The organism is Streptomyces sp. NPDC101490 (assembly GCF_044767145.1).
In the GTDB taxonomy this organism is placed as follows: Bacteria; Actinomycetota; Actinomycetes; order Streptomycetales; family Streptomycetaceae; genus Streptomyces.
The window spans coordinates 170,875-187,490 of the sequence record NZ_JBIWNI010000009.1 but is presented as its reverse complement, the minus strand read 5'-3'; the positions used below and the strand labels follow the sequence as shown (position 1 = coordinate 187,490).

15 protein-coding genes and 1 tRNA gene are annotated in these 16,616 nt (G+C 72.6%); 4 read left to right on the top strand and 12 right to left on the bottom strand.

From position 1 onward, the window contains the following. Positions 1-2: 2 nt before the first annotated feature. The 3 genes from ACIRQY_RS19595 to ACIRQY_RS19585 are packed head-to-tail and all read right to left on the bottom strand — an operon-like array spanning position 3 to position 3,405. Complete coding sequence (locus tag ACIRQY_RS19595) at positions 3-902, bottom strand: SDR family oxidoreductase (protein WP_403927233.1); 900 nt, start codon at positions 900-902, stop codon at positions 3-5. Beyond that, positions 899-1,804 carry an alpha/beta fold hydrolase gene (locus ACIRQY_RS19590; protein WP_403927230.1) on the bottom strand — a complete coding sequence of 302 codons (906 nt, stop codon included), beginning with the start codon at positions 1,802-1,804 and terminating at the stop codon, positions 899-901. The genes ACIRQY_RS19595 and ACIRQY_RS19590 overlap by 4 nt, the downstream gene beginning before the upstream one ends. Further along, entirely contained in the window at positions 1,801-3,405 is a 1,605-nt protein-coding gene (locus ACIRQY_RS19585) for a flavin-containing monooxygenase (protein WP_403927227.1), read from the bottom strand. The genes ACIRQY_RS19590 and ACIRQY_RS19585 overlap by 4 nt, the downstream gene beginning before the upstream one ends. Before the next feature lie 254 nt (positions 3,406-3,659). Here ACIRQY_RS19585 and ACIRQY_RS19580 point away from each other — a divergent pair, with 254 nt between their 5' ends. Beyond that, positions 3,660-4,289, top strand: coding sequence for a MerR family transcriptional regulator (locus tag ACIRQY_RS19580; protein WP_351786988.1), 630 nt, complete (start codon positions 3,660-3,662; stop codon positions 4,287-4,289). Between the two features lie 123 nt (positions 4,290-4,412). Here the strand turns inward: ACIRQY_RS19580 and ACIRQY_RS19575 are convergent, their stop codons facing one another. Continuing rightward, positions 4,413-5,216 carry an exodeoxyribonuclease III gene (locus ACIRQY_RS19575; protein WP_403927224.1) on the bottom strand — a complete coding sequence of 268 codons (804 nt, stop codon included), beginning with the start codon at positions 5,214-5,216 and terminating at the stop codon, positions 4,413-4,415. 51 nt (positions 5,217-5,267) lie between these two features. Between ACIRQY_RS19575 and ACIRQY_RS19570 the strand changes: the two genes are divergently transcribed. Beyond that, positions 5,268-5,747, top strand: a complete 480-nt coding sequence (locus ACIRQY_RS19570) for a GNAT family N-acetyltransferase (protein WP_351786691.1) — start codon at positions 5,268-5,270, stop codon at positions 5,745-5,747. A gap of 172 nt (positions 5,748-5,919) precedes the next feature. On the opposite strand, the gene ACIRQY_RS19565 is transcribed toward ACIRQY_RS19570, so the two are convergent. The 7 genes from ACIRQY_RS19565 to galU form a co-directional block, all read right to left on the bottom strand. After that, positions 5,920-5,993 (bottom strand) — tRNA-Ala (locus tag ACIRQY_RS19565). A 73-nt stretch (positions 5,994-6,066) separates the two neighbouring features. Next, entirely contained in the window at positions 6,067-7,086 is a 1,020-nt protein-coding gene (gene glpR / locus ACIRQY_RS19560; RefSeq protein ID WP_403927221.1) for a gephyrin-like molybdotransferase receptor GlpR, read from the bottom strand. A 137-nt stretch (positions 7,087-7,223) separates the two neighbouring features. Next, complete coding sequence (locus tag ACIRQY_RS19555) at positions 7,224-7,835, bottom strand: GNAT family protein (protein ID WP_351786686.1); 612 nt, start codon at positions 7,833-7,835, stop codon at positions 7,224-7,226. Further along, a complete protein-coding gene (locus ACIRQY_RS19550; RefSeq protein ID WP_403927217.1) occupies positions 7,832-8,359 on the bottom strand; it encodes a molybdenum cofactor biosynthesis protein B in 528 nt (175 codons plus the stop codon). The genes ACIRQY_RS19555 and ACIRQY_RS19550 overlap by 4 nt, the downstream gene beginning before the upstream one ends. Before the next feature lie 74 nt (positions 8,360-8,433). After that, the gene (gene moaC, locus ACIRQY_RS19545; protein WP_351786680.1) at positions 8,434-8,919 is read right to left on the bottom strand and encodes a cyclic pyranopterin monophosphate synthase MoaC; all 486 of its coding nucleotides are present in this window, start codon (positions 8,917-8,919) and stop codon (positions 8,434-8,436) included. A 57-nt stretch (positions 8,920-8,976) separates the two neighbouring features. Beyond that, a complete protein-coding gene (gene glp / locus ACIRQY_RS19540) occupies positions 8,977-10,245 on the bottom strand; it encodes a gephyrin-like molybdotransferase Glp (RefSeq protein WP_403927330.1) in 1,269 nt (422 codons plus the stop codon). 160 nt (positions 10,246-10,405) lie between these two features. Further along, the gene (gene galU / locus ACIRQY_RS19535) at positions 10,406-11,317 is read right to left on the bottom strand and encodes a UTP--glucose-1-phosphate uridylyltransferase GalU (protein ID WP_351786677.1); all 912 of its coding nucleotides are present in this window, start codon (positions 11,315-11,317) and stop codon (positions 10,406-10,408) included. Positions 11,318-11,422: 105 nt separating this feature from the next. On the opposite strand from galU, the gene ACIRQY_RS19530 reads away from it, so the two are divergent. Next, positions 11,423-12,046 (top strand): 5-formyltetrahydrofolate cyclo-ligase, encoded by a 624-nt coding sequence (locus ACIRQY_RS19530; RefSeq protein WP_403927212.1) that lies wholly within the window; start codon positions 11,423-11,425, stop codon positions 12,044-12,046. On the opposite strand, the gene ACIRQY_RS19525 is transcribed toward ACIRQY_RS19530, so the two are convergent. Then, positions 12,036-14,822 carry a penicillin acylase family protein gene (locus tag ACIRQY_RS19525; protein WP_403927210.1) on the bottom strand — a complete coding sequence of 929 codons (2,787 nt, stop codon included), beginning with the start codon at positions 14,820-14,822 and terminating at the stop codon, positions 12,036-12,038. The genes ACIRQY_RS19530 and ACIRQY_RS19525 overlap by 11 nt on opposite strands. A gap of 259 nt (positions 14,823-15,081) precedes the next feature. Between ACIRQY_RS19525 and ACIRQY_RS19520 the strand changes: the two genes are divergently transcribed. Next, positions 15,082-16,605: a potassium/proton antiporter gene (locus tag ACIRQY_RS19520; RefSeq protein WP_403927208.1), complete on the top strand. Its 1,524-nt coding sequence runs from the start codon at positions 15,082-15,084 to the stop codon at positions 16,603-16,605. Positions 16,606-16,616 lie beyond the last annotated feature (11 nt).

Below are 16,616 nucleotides of genomic sequence, written 5' to 3'. Positions count from 1 at the left end.
AGTTACGGACGGCTACCGCTGGAAGGGGCCCCGGTCCTGGCCTTCTCGTCGGCCGCGCCGCCCGCCCCCACGAGCCCCTTGGGCACGGAGCCGAGCCGGGGCGCGAAGCGCTTCATCTCGCGCTGTCCGACGGTCGCGATCATCCCCGGCAGGTACCCCCGGAGCGCCTGCATCCCGCGCAGCCACCCCTGCGCGTACACATGGGCGGAGCGCCGCTCGATGCCCGCCACGATCCGGTCGACGGCCGGGCCGAGGGGGTACGTGCGGTTCGCCGGCCACGGCAGCCGCTGCCGCAGCTCCCGCATCACGTCGTCCTCGTCGGCGCCCCGGACCATGTCCGTGTCGGTCCAGGAGAGATAGCCGACGCCGACCCGCACCCCCTGGTACGCGACCTCGGCGCGCAGGCTGTGCGCGAACGCCTCGACGCCCGACTTGGAGGCGCAGTACGCCGTCATCATCGGCGCCGGGGTGAGCGCGGCGAGCGAGGCGATCTGGAGGAAGTACCCCCGGGACTCCATGAGGACGGGCAGGAACGCCCGGCCGGTCACGGCGCCGCCGATCAGGTTGACCTCGATGACCCGCCGCCAGGCCGCCGGGTCGGAGTCGACGAACGGGCCGCCCGCCGCGACCCCGGCGTTGGCGACGACGATGTCCACCTTCCCGAACCGTTCCTTCACCTCGGCCGCGACCCGGGCCATCGCCTCGTGGTCGGTGACGTCGGCGTGCCACCAGTCGGCCTCGGTGTGCAGCCGCCCGGCGACCTCCTTCAGCTGCTCCGGCTCCAGGCCGACGAGCGCGATCCGCGCGCCGCGCGCGGACAGCTTGCGGGCCAGGAGCTCCCCGACCCCGCGGGCGCCTCCGGTGACGACCGCGACCTGTCCTTCCAGGCTCACCCGGCTCATGCCTTCTCCTCCGTCTCCAGGTACGTGCTGGTCAGTTCACGGATGCGGGCGGTGACGGCCTCGGGGGCCTCCACCGGTGTCATATGACCCATGCCCGGAAGTTCGAGCAGTCCCACGCACTGCGGCAGCATCGCGGCCATGGCCCGGGAGTGCGGGGGCGGGGTGAGCCGGTCGGCGGTGCCGACGAGGACCGCGACCGGCAGGTCCAGGGCCCGCAGGCCCGCCTCCAGGTCGATCCCGGCGAGGACCCGGGACCAGCCGACGCGGGCCCCGCGCGGGCAGGCGTGCACGATCCGGGCGCAGGCGTCGACCCGGTCGGGGGCGGAACCCGGTCCCATCGTCGCGTACTTGAGGATCTTCTTCGAGACCGCGTTCACCGGGCCGAAGGGCGCCCTGGCACCGAGGACGCCCTTGGTGAGCCGGGTGCGCCGGGCGCTGGGGCGGCCGGGGACCACGGTGGCCTCGGCGGTCAGCCGGGACGGGCCGGTGGAGCAGAGCAGCAGGGCCGCCGCGTGGGCCCTGAGGCCGGGCCGGTCGGCCGCCGCCATGAGGGTCATGCCGCCCATGGAGTGTCCGGCGACGACGGCCTTCTCGCCGGGGGCGAGGGTGGCCGCGAGGACCGCTTCGAGGTCGTCGGCGAGCGCCCGGACGGCGTAGCCGGAAGGCCCGGCGGGGGCCGGGGAGCGGCCGTGGCCGCGCTGGTCGTAGGCGATGACGCGGTGGTCGGCGGCGAGGGACCTGATCTGCGCGGCCCAGAAGGCGATCGAGCAGGTCCAGCCGTGGGCGAGGACGACGGCGGGCGCGTTCTCGGGGCCGTAGGTCTCGACGTGGACGGGGGAGCCGTCGGCGGAGACGGCGGTGAGCTCGCGGGACGGGGGCAGTGGGGTCAGGTGCCTGCTCACCGTGCGTTCTCCTTCGTACGGGGGGCATCGCCGTCCTTCGGGGCGCCACCCTCGGCGGCCGGGGCGGCCGAGACGGCGGGGGTGGCCGGGGCGGCCGGGGCGGCTGAGACGGCGGCGGCGGGGGCGGTCGGCCGGGGGGCGCGGATCACCTCGTACTCGGAGAGGTCGACCTGCCGGGTCTCGCGCCGGAACTCGCCGGTCGTGCCGGGCCACAGGGTGGTGTTGCGTCCGTTGGCGTCGAGGTACCAGCTCTCGCAGCCACCGGCCCAGACGGTGCGTTCCATCCGCTTCTGGACCTTGCGGTTCCAGGCGCCGACGGCGGAGGGCCGGGCGGCGAGGGCGGCGCGTCCGCCGAGGACGTCCAGCTGACGGAGGTAGTCCGCCAGGTAGTTCAGCTGGGACTCGATCATGAGGATCATCGAGGAGTTCCCGAGGCCCGTGTTGGGGCCGATGACGGTCAGGAAGTTGGGGAATCCGGCGGCGGTGGCGCCGCGCAGCGCCGCCATGCCGTTCTTCCAGGACTCGGCGAGGCTCCGCCCGTCCGCGCCGATGACCCGCTCGGCGATCGGCAGGTCGGTGACGTGGAAACCCGTACCGAAGACGATCACGTCGGCCTCGGTCTCGGTGCCGTCGGCGCCGACGAGGGTCGAGCCGCGGACTTCGCGGAGCCCGGCGGCGACGACCTCCACATTGGGCTGTGTGACGGCCGGGTAGTAGGTGCTGGAGAGCAGGATGCGCTTGCAGCCGATGCGGTACGAGGGGGTCAGCTTGGCCCGCAGGACGGGGTCCTCGACCGCCTTGGCGAGATTGGCCCTGGCGAGCTTCTCGACGAGTCCCAGCACGTCGGGGTGCTTGGTGAAGGCGCCGACCTGGAGTTCCCTGATGCCCCAGAGGAGGCCCCGGCGCGCGGTGCCGGTGGCGGGCACGGCACGGTGCAGCCAGCGCTCGGGGCGGCTGATGGCCCGGTCCATACGGCGCATCACCCAGGGGGGCGTGCGCTGGAAGAGGGTGAGCCGTCCGACCTCCGGCTGGATCGCGGGCACGATCTGGATGGCGGAGGCGCCGGTGCCGATCATGGCGACGCGCTTGCCGGCGAGGTCGTGGTCGTGGTCCCAGCGGGCCGAGTGGAAGACCTTGCCGGGGAAGCCCGCGAGCCCCGGGATGTCGGGGATCCTGGGGTCGGAGAGCGGTCCGGTGGCGGAGACGACGACATCGGCGCTGAAGCCGCCGCGGCTGGTCTCGATCTCCCAGCGGAGCGCCTCGGCGTCCCAGGCCATCCGCAGGACCTCGTGGCCGAGGCGCAGATGGGGGCGGATGCCGAAGGTGTCGGTGACGTGTTCGAGGTAGGCGCGGATGTGGCGCTGGCCGGAGAAGGTGCGGGGCCAGTCGGGGTTGGGCGCGAAGGAGAAGGAGTAGAGGTGGGAGGGGACGTCGCAGGCACAGCCGGGGTAGCTGTTGTCCCGCCAGGTGCCGCCCACGGAGTCGGCCCGTTCCAGGACCACGAAGTCGGTGATGCCCTCGCGGCGCAGCCGGACGGCGGCGCCGAGGCCACCGAATCCCGATCCGATCACCGCCACCCGTACGTGCTCGTGCTTCGCCATGCCGCCTCCCGCGCGCCCGGCCGATCGCGCCAGCAATCACTGGCACAGTCGGGACTGTAGAGCAGTGACATACCGAGCGGTAGGGGTACGACGAGGGAAAGTTACCGGCGGTACAACATAGGCTGGCGGGCGTGACGGACGGATGGGACGAAGGACCGGGCAGGACGCCGGGCGCCCGCGCGGCGACGGGCGGAGACCCCGGCGGGACGGCGGGAAGCGCCACGGCGACCGGCGGGGGCGTACGCGAGTACCGCATGGAGGAGCTCGCCGCCGCCGCCGGGATCACCGTGCGCACCCTGCGCTTCTACCGGGAGCGCGGCCTGATCCCGCCGCCCCGCCGGGAGGGCAGGATCGCCTGGTACGACGAGCAGCACCTGGCCCGGCTCCGCACCATCGCCGCCCTCCTGGAGCGCGGTCACACCCTCAACGGCATCGCCGACCTCACCACCGCCTTCGAGAGCGGCCGCAACGTCCGCGAGGTCCTCGCCCTGGGCGCCCCCAGCGAGGAGGAGCCGGTCCGCCTCACCCCCGAGGAGCTGGCGGACCACTTCGCGGGCGAGGTCACCCCGGACAACCTCGCCGCCGCCCTGGACCTGGGCTACCTCGTGACCGACGGCGAGGAACTGGTCCACATCAGCCGCAGGCTGCTCGACGTCTCCGCCGCCCTCGTCCGCGAGGGCGTCCCGCTCGCCGAGGTCCTCAAGGCGGGCTCCCGGGTCCGCGAGCACGCCGACGCGCTCGCGGACCTCTTCGCCGACCTGCTGCGCACCCACGCCGCCGGGGACGACCCGTGGCGCCTGCGGCCCCTGGCGAAGAGCGTGGTGGAGGCGGAACTGTCGATGGCCCTCGACCGCCGCCTGGGCCCGGGAAAGCCCCCCGCCTGAGAGGGGAGCCGAGGCGGGACGGGACGGGACGGCGGCCGAGGCGTCACAGAACAGCGGACGGCGAGGACGGGCGAGGCGCCGAGGGCACGAGGCCCCCGCCGCCCCCTGCCCCCCTCCCCGGCCTCAGAGCTCGTAGACGACGGTCACGGGGGCGTGGTCGCTCCACCGCTCGGCATGGGTCTCGGCCCGCTCCACGTACGCCTTGACCGCCTTGGCCGCGAGGCCGGGGGTGGTCATCTGGTAGTCGATCCGCCAGCCGGTGTCGTTGTCGAAGGCCCGGCCCCGGTAGGACCACCAGGAGTAGGGGCCCTCCTGGTCGGGGTGGAGGGCCCGCACGACGTCGACGTAGCCGCCGTCCTCCGCGTCGAGGAGCCGGTCGAGCCAGGCGCGCTCCTCGGGCAGGAAGCCCGCGTTCTTCTTGTTGGACTTCCAGTTCTTGAGGTCGGCCTCGCGGTGGGCGATGTTCCAGTCGCCGCAGACGACGACCTCGCGGCCGTCGGCGGCGGCCCGCTCCCGCAGCCCCTTGAGGTAGGGCAGGAACTCCTCCATGAACCGGTACTTCTCGTCCTGGCGCTCGGTGCCGACCTCGCCGGAGGGCAGATAGAGGCTGGCGACGGTCACACCGGGCAGATCGGCCTCGACGTACCGGCCGCTGTCGTCGAACTCCGTCGACCCGAAGCCGACGCGCACCCGGTCCGGCTCGCGGCGGGTGTAGAGGGAGACGCCCGCGCGGCCCTTGGCGGCGGCGGGCGCGTGGACGGTGAACCAGCCCTCGGGGGCCCGCAGCTCCGGCGGCAGCTGCGCCTCCTCGGCACGCACTTCCTGGAGACAGACGGCATCGGCGGTGGTCCCGCCCAGCCACTCGACGAAACCCTTCTTGGCGGCGGCGCGGAGCCCGTTGACATTCGCTGAGGTGACAGTGACCATCCCGGGAGGATACCGATTCCCCCCGGTCCGCATAGATGTACGATGCATCGCATGAACATCCAGCCCGTGCCCTACGACCACCCCGACGCCGTCGCACTCGACGCCGAGGTCCAGGCGGAGTACGCCGCCCGCTACGACGACGAGGGCGACGTCACACCGCTGGACGCCGGGATGTTCGCCCCGCCCCGCGGTCTCTACCTGCTCGCCTACGACCCCGAGGGCCGTCCGGTCGCCACCGGCGGCTGGCGCACCCAGGACAAGAACGACGCGGGCTACGAGAACGGCGACGCCGAGCTGAAGCGCATGTACGTCGTCCCCGGCGCCCGGGGCCTCGGCCTGGCCCGCCGCGTCCTCGCCGCCCTGGAGTCCGACGCCCGCGCGACGGGCCGCACCCGCATGGTCCTGGAGACGGGCATCGCCCAGCCGGAGGCGATAGCCCTCTACGTCTCCAGCGGCTACGAGCCCTGCGCCAAGTTCGGCCTCTACCGCGACCACCCCAGCAGCCGCTGCTACGCGAAGCCGCTGGTCTGACCCGACTCGGCCCTCGACCCAGGACCCCCGCCGGACGCCGGGCAGCAGCCCGGGTGACGGCGGTTCAGGTCCAGGTCCAGGTTCAGGTTCAGGTCAAGCACGAGGGCTTCCGCCCCCGGAACGACGAAAATCCCGCCCGATCTTTCGATCGGACGGGATTCCCGTTTGTCTGTGGACCTGTGGGGATTTGAACCCCAGACCCCCTCGATGCGAACGAGGTGCGCTACCAGACTGCGCCACAGGCCCTTGCGACGTGTGAAACATTAGCACCCCGACCGGCCCAGACAGAAATCAGTGCCTTCGCAGGTCAGCGCGGGGCTCACTCGTTGGCCGCGCGGGGCCTCTCGTCGTCGTCCGCGTACTGGTCGAAGAGCGGGGTGCGGCCGTGGTCGTGGCCCCGGGGGGCACGGCGACGGGGGGCCGGGGGCGCGGCGGGGGCCGGGTCGGCCGCCGTGGAGGAGCGGGCGGCGCTCCAGGTCTCCGGGTCCGTGATGTCGATGCCGCCGGAGGCGCGGGGCGCGACCGGGGCGGTGACGTAGGTGGGCAGCGGGACGGGGACGGGGTCCCAGCTGTCGCCGCGGGCCGGGCGGCGTTCGCGCTGCTGGTCGACCCACTCCGCGTGGTCGGTCTGCTCGACGAGGGCCCGCCGGTCCGCCTCCTGCGGGGAGGGCCCGGCGGAGGGTTCGGGGGTCGGTTCGGGGGTGGGCGCAGGGCGCCTGCTCTCCCGCAGCCGCGCCGCGGCGGCCTCGGCGCGCCGCCGGTCCATGACGTACACGAAGCGGCGGCGTTCCTGGACGCGCAGATGCACGATGTACGCGCTGAGGAGCAGCGCGGGCACGGCCGGCGCCCACAGGAAGGCGACGCCGCCGACGGCGGCGACGACCGCGCCGAGGGTGAAGCCCGCGAAGAGGAGCGTGGTGGTGCGCCGCCGCCGGGCGAGGACCTCGCCCCGGCGAGCGCGCTCGGCGGCGCCCGGGGCGGGGCGGCCGGGGGCGGGCTGCGGTGCCGGTACGGGTTCGGGCTCCGGGAGTTCCAGGCGCGCTTCCGTTCTGGCCGCGGGCGCGGAGAAGGCCCGGACGTCGGCCGAGCCGAGGGGCTCGGTCGCCGCGTCCGGGTCGACGTCGGGCGTCGGACCTTCCACCGTACGGTCCCGCTGCTTGAGCTCCTTGGCGTAACGGCGCTCCATGCCCGCCCGTCCGGAAAGCAGCCGGATGGCGGTGCTGAAGCGTTCGGTGGGACGGGCTTCGTTCAGCTCGTCCTGCCTGCGGAGCCACATCGGCACCAAGTAGGCGGCCCAGGCCCCGACGATGACTGCGTAGATGAGGCCGCTGCTGCTCACGCCTCACACGGTAGAGGGGTTCACGGGGGGGCATCGGCCAATTGGGCCGGTGTGTCGCACGATCTCGCTGATATCACTGAAGTTTTTTGTGATTGTTCAGATCGGTTGTCCCTCAACTACCGATTGAATTCGAACACTTATTTTATTCTGGCGCGGTGCCAGCGTCTGAGCAGTCCGTCCGGCACCTCTTCCGCCGTGAGCGCGAAGACCAGATGATCCCGCCAGGCCCCGTCGATGTGCAGATAGCGGGGCCGCAGCCCCTCCTCGCGGAAGCCCAGTTTCTGCACGACCCGGAGCGAGGGCCCGTTCTCCGGGCGGATGCACACCTCCATGCGGTGCAGACCGACCGTGCGGAAGCAGTGGTCGACCGCGAGGGCGACCGCCGTCGGCATCACCCCGCGCCCGGCGACCTCACCGTCCACCCAGTAGCCCACGTGCCCCGAACACATCGAGCCCCAGGTGATCCCGGCGACCGTCAGCTGGCCGACGAGCCGTCCCCGGTACTCGATGACGAACGGCAGCATCCGGCCCGCGTTCGCCTCCGACCGCAGATGGCGCACCATCTGCCGGTACGTGGGCCGCTCGGCGGCCGGTCCGTCCGGCGGGGGCGGCGGGACCGTCGCCTCCCAGGGCCGCAGCCAGTCGCGGTTGCGCCGGTTCACCTCGCGCCAGGCCGCGTGGTCACGCAGTCTGATCGGGCGGAGCAGTACCTCCCCGTCGACGAGGACGACCGGCCAGGACGGGATCACGACGGGCCCGGGTGGTCGCCGCCGCGGATCTGGTCGACGGCGTGCCGCAGCAGCGGCTCCAGGACGGCGAGCCCGTCCCTGACCCCGCCGGGCGAACCCGGCAGGTTCACGACCAGGGTGCCGCCCGCGACCCCCGCCAGACCCCGGGAGAGCGCCGCCGTGGGCACCTTCTCCCGGCCGTACGCGCGGATCGCCTCGGGGATGCCCGGGATCTCCCGGTCCAGGACCCGGCGGGTCGCCTCGGGCGTCCGGTCGGTGGGCGAGATGCCCGTACCTCCGGTGGTGACGATCACGTCGTACCCGGCGGCGACACCCGCCCGCAGCGCCGCCTCGACCGGCGCCCCGTCCGGGACGACCTCGGGGCCGTCCACGGCGAAACCGGCCCGGGTCAGGCCCTCGGCGACCAGCGGGCCGCCCCGGTCCTCGTAGACCCCGGCCGCCGCCCGGTTGGAGGCGGTGACGACCAGCGCGGAGTACGGGGCGGTCAGGGCCCCGCCGACCCCGGCGCTGAGAGCCGCGGGCACGGGCTCCGCCTCTTCCGTGCCCGCGCCCCGTTCGTGTGCGTGGTCGTGCGTGCCCGACACCCGGCCCGCCCGGGTCACGACTCGCCCCGGGTCCAGTGGCCCGACTTCCCGCCGGTCTTCTCCTCCACCCGTACGTCGGAGATGACCGCGCCCTTGTCGACCGCCTTCACCATGTCGACGACCGTGAGCGCCGCCACCGACACCGCCGTCAGGGCCTCCATCTCGACCCCGGTGCGGTCCGTGGTCCGCACCGTCGCCAGGATCTCCACGGCCTCGTCGGTGACCGCCAGGTCCAGCGTCACGCCCGACAGGGCCAGCGGATGGCAGAGCGGGATCAGCTCCGGGGTCTTCTTGGCGCCCATGATCCCGGCGATCCGGGCCGTGGCCAGCGCGTCGCCCTTCGGGACGCCCTCGCCGCGCAGCAGCCCGACCACGCGCGGCGAGACGAGGACCCGCCCGCTGGCACGCGCGGTGCGGGACGTGACGTCCTTCGCCGATACGTCGACCATGCGGGCCGCGCCCGCCTCGTCGATGTGGGTGAGACCTTGCTGCGTGCTCATGCCCGTGACACTCCCGGTCGCTGTGTGGGACGACACCGTACCCCCACCCTCGCCCCGTCAGCCGAGGAGGACCACCTCCAGCTCGGTGCCCGGTTCCACGCTCCGCGTCTCCTCCGGGACCACCAGCAGGCAGTCCGCGTGCGCGAGGGCCGCGATCAGATGGGAACCCGCACCGCCCACCGGAGTGACGGTGCCCGCCTCCGGGTCGTACGTCCCCCGGAGGAACTGGCGGCGCCCGGCCGGTGACGACAGCGGACCGTCGGCGGCGAGCCTCGCCCGCTCCCGGGGCCGGTGCAGCTCCGCCAGACCCATCATGGCCCGGATCGCCGGACGGACGAACAGCTCGAAGGACACGTACGAGGAGACCGGGTTGCCCGGCAGCGCCAGCAGCGGGATCTGCTCGGCACCGATCGCGCCGAAGCCCTGCGGTTTGCCCGGCTGCATCGCCAGCCGACGGAAGTCGACCTGCCCGTCGGCGCTCAGCGCCTCCTTCACCACGTCGTACGCGCCGACGCTCACCCCGCCCGTGGTCACGATCAGATCGGCCCGGATCAGCTGGTCCTCGACGGTCGCCCGCAGCGACTCGGCGTCGTCGGCGACGGCCCCCACCCGGTAGGCGAGGGCGCCCGCGTCCCGCGCGGCGGCGGCCAGCGCGAAGCTGTTGGAGTCGTGGATCTGGCCCTCGCCCAGCGCCTCCCCCGGCTGGACCAGTTCGCTGCCGGTGGACATGACGACCACCCGGGGGCGGGGCCGCACCCGGACGGTGCCGCGCCCGATCGCGGCCAGCAGCCCGATCTGCGGCGGCCCCAGGACCGTGCCCGCCGCCAGCGCCAGCTCCCCGGCCCGGACATCGCTGCCGCGCGCCCGGACATGGGCCCGGTCCTCGACCGGGCGGTGCACCCGGACCTCGCCCGCCGCGCCCCCGGGCGAGGTGCTGGCGGCGCTCATACCGGTGGCGGCGCCCCCGCCCGTACCGCCGTCGGTCCACTCGACGGGGACGACGGCCCCGGCGCCGGGCGGCAGCGGGGCACCGGTCATGATCCGGGCGGCCTGCCCCGGGCCGACCTCCGGCAGACCCCCGGCGCCCGCGGCGACGTCCCCGACGACCGTGAGGACGGCGGGGAACTCCTCGGTGGCCCCCGCGACATCGGCGACCCGGACCGCGTACCCGTCCATGGAGCTGTTGTCGAAGGGCGGCAGCGCGATCGGCACCGTCACGTCCTCGACGAGGACACAGCCCTGGGCGTCGAGGAGCTGGAGCTCGATGGGTTCGAGCGGGCCGACGGCCGCGAGGATGTCCGCCAGGTGCTCGTCCACCGTCCACAGACCGTGCTCCGGGCCCGCGCAGGCGTCCGCGGGGCCCGTCTCGTGCCCGAGGTCGTGCCCGTCCCGGCCACCGTCCCCGGTCCCGCCGGGCCCGTCGTGGCCGGGCCGCTCCCCGTGCTCGCCGTGGGACTCCGCCGGTGCCGTGCTGCTGCTCAAGGCGCTACATCTCCTCGTTGACGTATCTCCGGAGCCAGCTCCGGAAGTCCGGTCCCAGATCTTCACGTTCACACGCGAGTCTGACAATGGCACGCAGATAGTCCCCGCGGTCGCCGGTGTCGTAGCGGCGCCCCTTGAACACCACCCCGTGCACCGGCCCGCCGATCTTCTCGTCGGAGGCCAGCTTCTGCAGGGCGTCGGTCAGCTGGATCTCCCCGCCGCGCCCCGGCTCGGTCTCCCGCAGCGTCCGGAAGACCGCCGGATCGAGCACATAACGGCCGATGATCGCGTAGTTGCTGGGCGCCTCGCCCGCGTCCGGCTTCTCGACCAGGTCGGTCACCTTCACCACGTCCCCGTCGACGGTCCCCTCGACCGCCGCGCAGCCGTACAGGTGGATCTGCGAGGGATCGACCTCCATGAGGGCGATCACACTGCCGCCCTCCCGCTCCTGCACCTCGACCATCCGCGCGAGCAGCGGATCGCGCGGGTCGATCAGGTCGTCGCCGAGGAGGACCGCGAACGGCTGGTCGCCGACGTGCGGCGCGGCGCACAGCACGGCGTGCCCGAGGCCGCGCGGGGCGCCCTGGCGCACGTAGTGCATGGTGGCGAGGTCGCTGGACTCCTGGACCTTGGAGAGGCGTTCGCCGTCGCCCTTCCGGCTCAGGGCCTCCTCCAGCTCGTAGTTCCGGTCGAAGTGGTCCTCCAGGGGACGCTTGTTCCGGCCGGTGATCATCAGTACGTCGGAGAGCCCGGCGGCGACCGCCTCCTCGACGACGTACTGGATGGCCGGCTTGTCGACGACCGGCAGCATCTCCTTCGGCGTCGCCTTGGTCGCCGGAAGGAAGCGGGTGCCGAGACCGGCGGCCGGGATGACAGCCTTGCTGATCCGGCCGAGCCTGGGGAGCGACTGATTCATGCGGAGAAGCTTAGTCGTTCGTAATGAGAAGAAGATGTGGGTCCGGTTAACTTCCTCCGCATAAAGAGAGTTACGAGAACTTCGCACCTTCACGGGAGACCTTCCATGACATCCGAGACACCCCGGGCAACCGAGATGTCCGAAAAGGCCGTGCTGCGCCGTCGACTTCTGGCCGCACGCGCCGAGCGGGACTCCGGGTCCCTGGCGCACACGGCCGAATCCCTCGCCCGCCGGGGAATCGAACTGGCCGAACTCTCCGGGGCGTCCACGGTCGCCGCCTATGTGTCGGTGGGCCGCGAACCGGGCACGCGCGCCCTGCTCGACGCGCTCCACGCGCGCGGGGTGCGGGTCCTGCTTCCCGTCCTGCTCCCCGACAACGACCTGGACTGGGCCGCGTACGAGGGTCCCGGCGGGCTGGTGAGGGCGGGCCGGGGACTGCTCGAACCGGCCGGTCCCCGGCTCGGCCCCGACGCGGTGTGCGCGGCCGACGCGGTCCTGCTGCCGGGCCTCGCGGTCGACGGGCGGGGGATGCGGCTCGGCCGGGGCGGCGGCTCGTACGACCGGGTGCTCGCCCGCCTCGCACGCGCGGGCGTGGACCCGGCCCTGGTGGTGCTCCTGTACGCGGACGAGGTGGTCGCCCGGGTCCCGGAGGAACCGCACGACCACCCCGTGCACGCGGTGGTGACCCCGGCGGGGGTCACCCGTTTCCGCGGCCCCGCTACGGCTTGAGCAGCAGCGTGTCCTTGGTCGTCGCCTCGACCGCCGCCTTCCCGAACGCCCAGTCGTACAGCTCGCCCCGCGCCCAGGCGTCCGTCTGGTCGGTGTAGTGGGAGCTGAAGGCGTGGCCCGAGGCGCCGGTCAGGTTGATCCACCGGGACTTGTCCCAGTCGCCGACGTTGACGACCATCCGCATCGACGGCACCCAGATGACCTCGTAGCCGCCGGCCGCGTTCCAGCCGGTGGCGTCGACGGCCGCCTCGCCGCCGCCCAGGTTCCACGGGCCCCGGTTGAGGAGCCGCTGCACGACGTCGGGTCCCGCGGTGCCGAGGGTCTGGTTGCGCAGGGTCAGCTGGTGCAGCCGGCCCCAGCTCCAGCTGGAGACGTCCTTGCCGAGCTTGGCGGTCAGCTCCCAGCGCGCGTCCTTCATGGCGCGGGCCAGCAGCTGGTCACGGGTCTCGGTGGCGGCGTCGAGGCGGTTGCCGGGGGTGGTCCACCACTCGCTCTTCTCCTGCTTGAGGAGCGGGCGGACCACCTCGTACCAGCGGTCGCCGCCGTCCGGCTGGGCCGAGTCGGGGTCGCGCTGGCCGCATTCCCGCACGAGCTTGTTCTGCTCGTCGACCGGGCCGGTGGAGTCGGCGGGGCGGACGTTGACGCACTCGCCCTCGGGGCGCAGTTCCTTGGGCAGCTTCTCGCCGAAGGCCAGCTTGAGGACGTTGCGCCAGACCGCGTTGAAGTAGGCGGCGGCGGCCGAGTCGGGTTCCTGGGTGTAGTCCCAGCCCTCCAGGAGCTTCTGCGCCTCGCGGACGTACGGGTCGGAGATGTCGACCTTCAGCAGGAGCGGGTTCAGCAGGGTCGCGATCTCGCTGCGGTTGTCGGTCTGCATGGTCCGCATGTCGTCCGGCGAGATCTTCCCGCCGTCCTTGGTCTTCGACTCGATGAGGTCGTTGATCCGCTGGCTGCGCGAGCCGTAGCCCCAGTCCTTGGTGAGCAGGTCGGGGTAGGTCTTGTGGTCGATCACGGCCTGGTTGGCGGTGACGATGTAGCCGCGCTCGGGGTTGTACTCGTAGGGCAGCCGGTCGAAGGGGATGTAGCCCTTCCAGCGGTACGAGGAGTCCCAGCCGGGCGCCGGGAGGGTGCCGTCGCCCTTGCCGCGCTGCGGGATCTTGCCGGGCGACTGGTAGCCGATGTTGCCCTCGGTGTCGGCGTAGATCAGGTTCTGGGACGGGACCTCGAAGTTCTTGGCGGCGGCCCGGAACTCGTCGAAGTCCTTCGCGCGGTCGAGGGCGAAGATCGCGTCCATCGACTTGCCGGGCTGGAGCGCGGTCCACTGGAGGGAGACGCCGTAGCCGGTGCCGCGGTCGGGGGCGGAGTTGCCGACGGGGGCCTTCTGGCCGACCTTCTCCAGTTCGGCGGAGCGGTCGGAGACGAGCGGGCCGTGGCCGGTGGAGCGGACGGTGATCCTGCGGTCGCTGCCGCCCGCGACCTTGATGACCTCTTCGCGGGTGGTGAAGGGCTTGACCTTGCCGTCGACGAGGTAGCCGTCGGGGCCGATCCGCTCCAGGTAGAGGTCGGTGACGTCGGCGCCGAGGTTGGTGAGACCCCAGGCGATCTTGTCGTTGTGTCCGATGATCACACCGGGCATGCCGGAGAAGGTGTATCCGGCGACGTCGTAGCGGCAGGTGGCCGAGACCGAGCGGCAGTGCAGGCCCATCTGGTACCAGAGGGACGGGAGCTGCGGCGCGAGGTGCGGGTCGTTGGCGAGCAGCGGCTTGCCGGAGGTCGTGTACTTACCGCCGACGACCCAGGAGTTCGAGCCGATGCCGTTGCCGTTCGGGCCGAGCAGGGCCGGGACCCCGTCGAGGACCTCGGAGAGCGCGCCGAGCTGCGCCTGCGCACCGGAGCCGTCGGAGCTGTTGGTGCCGTCGGAGCCGTTCGTGCCGTTCGCGCTGTTCGAGCCGCCGGGGGCGGTGCTCGGGGTGTCGCCGGTGGTCGTCCCGTCGCCCTCGTCCGCCTTGGCCTTCGGGTCGAACTTCCCGGTCTCCCCGTCGACCGCTCCCCCGCCGACGATCGGCTGGTGGAGCGCGTACGGGTACTCCGGGTACAGCTGCTTGATCTGGCTCGCGCTCAGCCTGCTCGTCATCAGCGAGCGGTCGATCTCGTCCTGCATGTTGCCGCGCAGGTCCCAGGCCATCGCCTTGAGCCAGGCCACCGAGTCCACCGGCGTCCACGGCTCGATCGCGTAGTCGTTGGTGAGGGCCAGAGCCGCGTACTCCACCGAGATCGCGGCCGGGTCCCGGTCCTTCAGATAGGCGTTGACGCCCTCCGCGTACGCCTGGAGGTACTTCTTCGTCTCCTGCGACAGGACCGTGTCGTACTCCTGCTGCGCGACCCGGCGCCAGCCGAGCGTGCGCAGGAAGGAGTCCGTCTCGACCTGGCTCTCGCCGAACATCTCCGAGAGGCGGCCCGCGGTCACGTGCCGCCGGACGTCCATCTCGTAGAAACGGTCCTGCGCCTGGACGTAGCCCTGGGCGCGGAACAGGTCCGTCTCGGTGTCCGCGTAGATCTGCGGAACGCCGTTCGCGTCCCTCTTGACCTCGACCTCGCCCGCGAGCCCGTCGAGCCGGATCTCGCCCGTGGTCTGCGGGAACGAGGCCCGGACGGTGCTCACCCCCCAGTACCCGCCCCATCCGACGCCCGCGACCAGGGCGAGGACCAGGACGAGGAGGATCAGGCGGGCGCGCCGCCCTTTCTTCTTGGCGGGGCGCGCGGTCGTGTTGGAGGGCATCGCTGTCCTTCGAGGGGCAGGGTGGTCCTGGAGTACGGGAGCCACCTTAGGCGCAGCGTCCGGGCCGCCCGGACGCGGAGTCGACAAGAAGACCGCACTGATGAGCGAGGAGCCGCGAAGAAGGCGTCAAGAAAACGTTAAAGATTAGGTAAGGTAACGAAGTACCTGCCGCTGGAGGAACGATCCAGCTGCGTGTGAGGGGAAGGAACGGCCACTGACTGTCCACCAGCTCAACGAACTCCTGCTCATCAGCTCCCTCGTGCTGCTGATCGCGGTCGCGGCCGTACGGATCTCGTCCCGGAGCGGGCTCCCCAGCCTGCTGCTCTACCTCGGCATCGGCATCGCCATGGGCCAGGACGGCATCGGCAACGTCGCCTTCGACAACGCCGAGCTCACGCAGGTCATCGGTTACGCGGCCCTCGTCGTGATCCTCGCCGAGGGCGGCCTCGGCACGAAGTGGAAGGAGATCCGGCCGGCGCTGCCCGCCGCGGTCGTCCTCTCCACCGTCGGCGTCGCCGTGAGCGTGGGCATCACGGCCGCGGCCGCCCACTACCTCGTCGGTCTCGACTGGCGGCAGGCCCTCATCATCGGCGCCGTCGTCTCCTCCACCGACGCCGCCGCCGTCTTCTCCGTACTCCGCAGGGTGCCCCTGCCGTCCCGGGTCACCGGCGTCCTGGAGGCCGAATCCGGCTTCAACGACGCCCCCGTCGTCATCCTCGTCGTCGCCTTCTGCACCGCGGGACCGGTCGACCACTGGTACGTCCTGGTCGGGACGATAGCCCTGGAGCTCGCGATCGGTGTCGCCGTCGGCCTCGCCGTCGGCTTCCTCGGCGCCTACGGGCTCCGCCACGTCGCCCTGCCCGCCTCCGGCCTCTACCCGATCGCCGTCATGGCCATCGCCGTCGTCGCGTACGCCGCCGGTGCCATGGCCCACGGCTCCGGCTTCCTCGCCGTGTACCTCGCCTCGATGGTCCTCGGCAACGCCAAGCTGCCCCACGCGCCCGCCAACCGCGGCTTCGCCGAGGGACTCGGCTGGATCGCCCAGATCGGCATGTTCGTCCTGCTCGGCCTGCTGGTCACCCCGCACGAGCTGGTCCACGACTTCTGGCCCGCCGTCGTCATCGGCCTGGTCCTGACCGTCGTCGCCCGGCCCATGGAAGTGCTGGTCAGCCTGCTGCCCTTCCGCATCCCCTGGCAGGAACAGGCCCTCATGTCCTGGGCCGGTCTGCGCGGAGCCGTGCCCATCATCCTGGCCACCATCCCGATGGTCTCCGGCATCGAGGGCAGCGAACGCATCTTCAACATCGTCTTCGTCCTCGTCGTCGTCTACACCCTCGTCCAGGGCCCGACCCTGCCGTGGCTCGCCAAGGCCCTCAAGCTCGGCGACTCCGGCGAGGCGGCCGACCTCGGCGTCGAATCCGCGCCCCTGGAACGGCTCCGCGGCCACCTGCTGTCCGTCGCCGTCCCCGAGCACTCCCGGATGCACGGCGTCGAGGTCGCCGAACTCCGCCTCCCGGCCGGAGCCGCCGTCACCCTCGTCGTACGCGAGGACGCCAGCTTCGTCCCCGGACCCGACACCGTCCTGCGGCACGGCGACGAACTCCTCGTCGTCGCGACCGACCCCGTACGGGACGCCACCGAACGGCGGCTCCGCGCGGTCGGCCAGGGCGGCAAGCTCGCCGGATGGCTCGGCACCGGCGGCGCCACCGCCGCCTCCACCCCCACCGGCACCGCCCTCCGCTTCCAGCGCTCCGGCCAGCATCGCGGAGGATCATCCGATTAGGGCGCCCCTCC

Excerpts from the sequence above, each read along its gene's own strand:
- ACIRQY_RS19595 (WP_403927233.1), bottom strand. The coding sequence starts at position 902 with ATGAGCCGGGTGAGCCTGGAAGGACAGGTCGCGGTCGTCACCGGAGGC.
- ACIRQY_RS19585 (WP_403927227.1), bottom strand. The coding sequence starts at position 3,405 with ATGGCGAAGCACGAGCACGTACGGGTGGCGGTGATCGGATCGGGATTC.
- ACIRQY_RS19580 (WP_351786988.1), top strand. The coding sequence starts at position 3,660 with ATGGAGGAGCTCGCCGCCGCCGCCGGGATCACCGTGCGCACCCTGCGC.
- ACIRQY_RS19575 (WP_403927224.1), bottom strand. The coding sequence starts at position 5,216 with ATGGTCACTGTCACCTCAGCGAATGTCAACGGGCTCCGCGCCGCCGCC.
- ACIRQY_RS19570 (WP_351786691.1), top strand. The coding sequence starts at position 5,268 with ATGAACATCCAGCCCGTGCCCTACGACCACCCCGACGCCGTCGCACTC.
- moaC (WP_351786680.1), bottom strand. The coding sequence starts at position 8,919 with ATGAGCACGCAGCAAGGTCTCACCCACATCGACGAGGCGGGCGCGGCC.
- galU (WP_351786677.1), bottom strand. The coding sequence starts at position 11,317 with ATGAATCAGTCGCTCCCCAGGCTCGGCCGGATCAGCAAGGCTGTCATC.
- ACIRQY_RS19530 (WP_403927212.1), top strand. The coding sequence starts at position 11,423 with ATGACATCCGAGACACCCCGGGCAACCGAGATGTCCGAAAAGGCCGTG.
- ACIRQY_RS19525 (WP_403927210.1), bottom strand. The coding sequence starts at position 14,822 with ATGCCCTCCAACACGACCGCGCGCCCCGCCAAGAAGAAAGGGCGGCGC.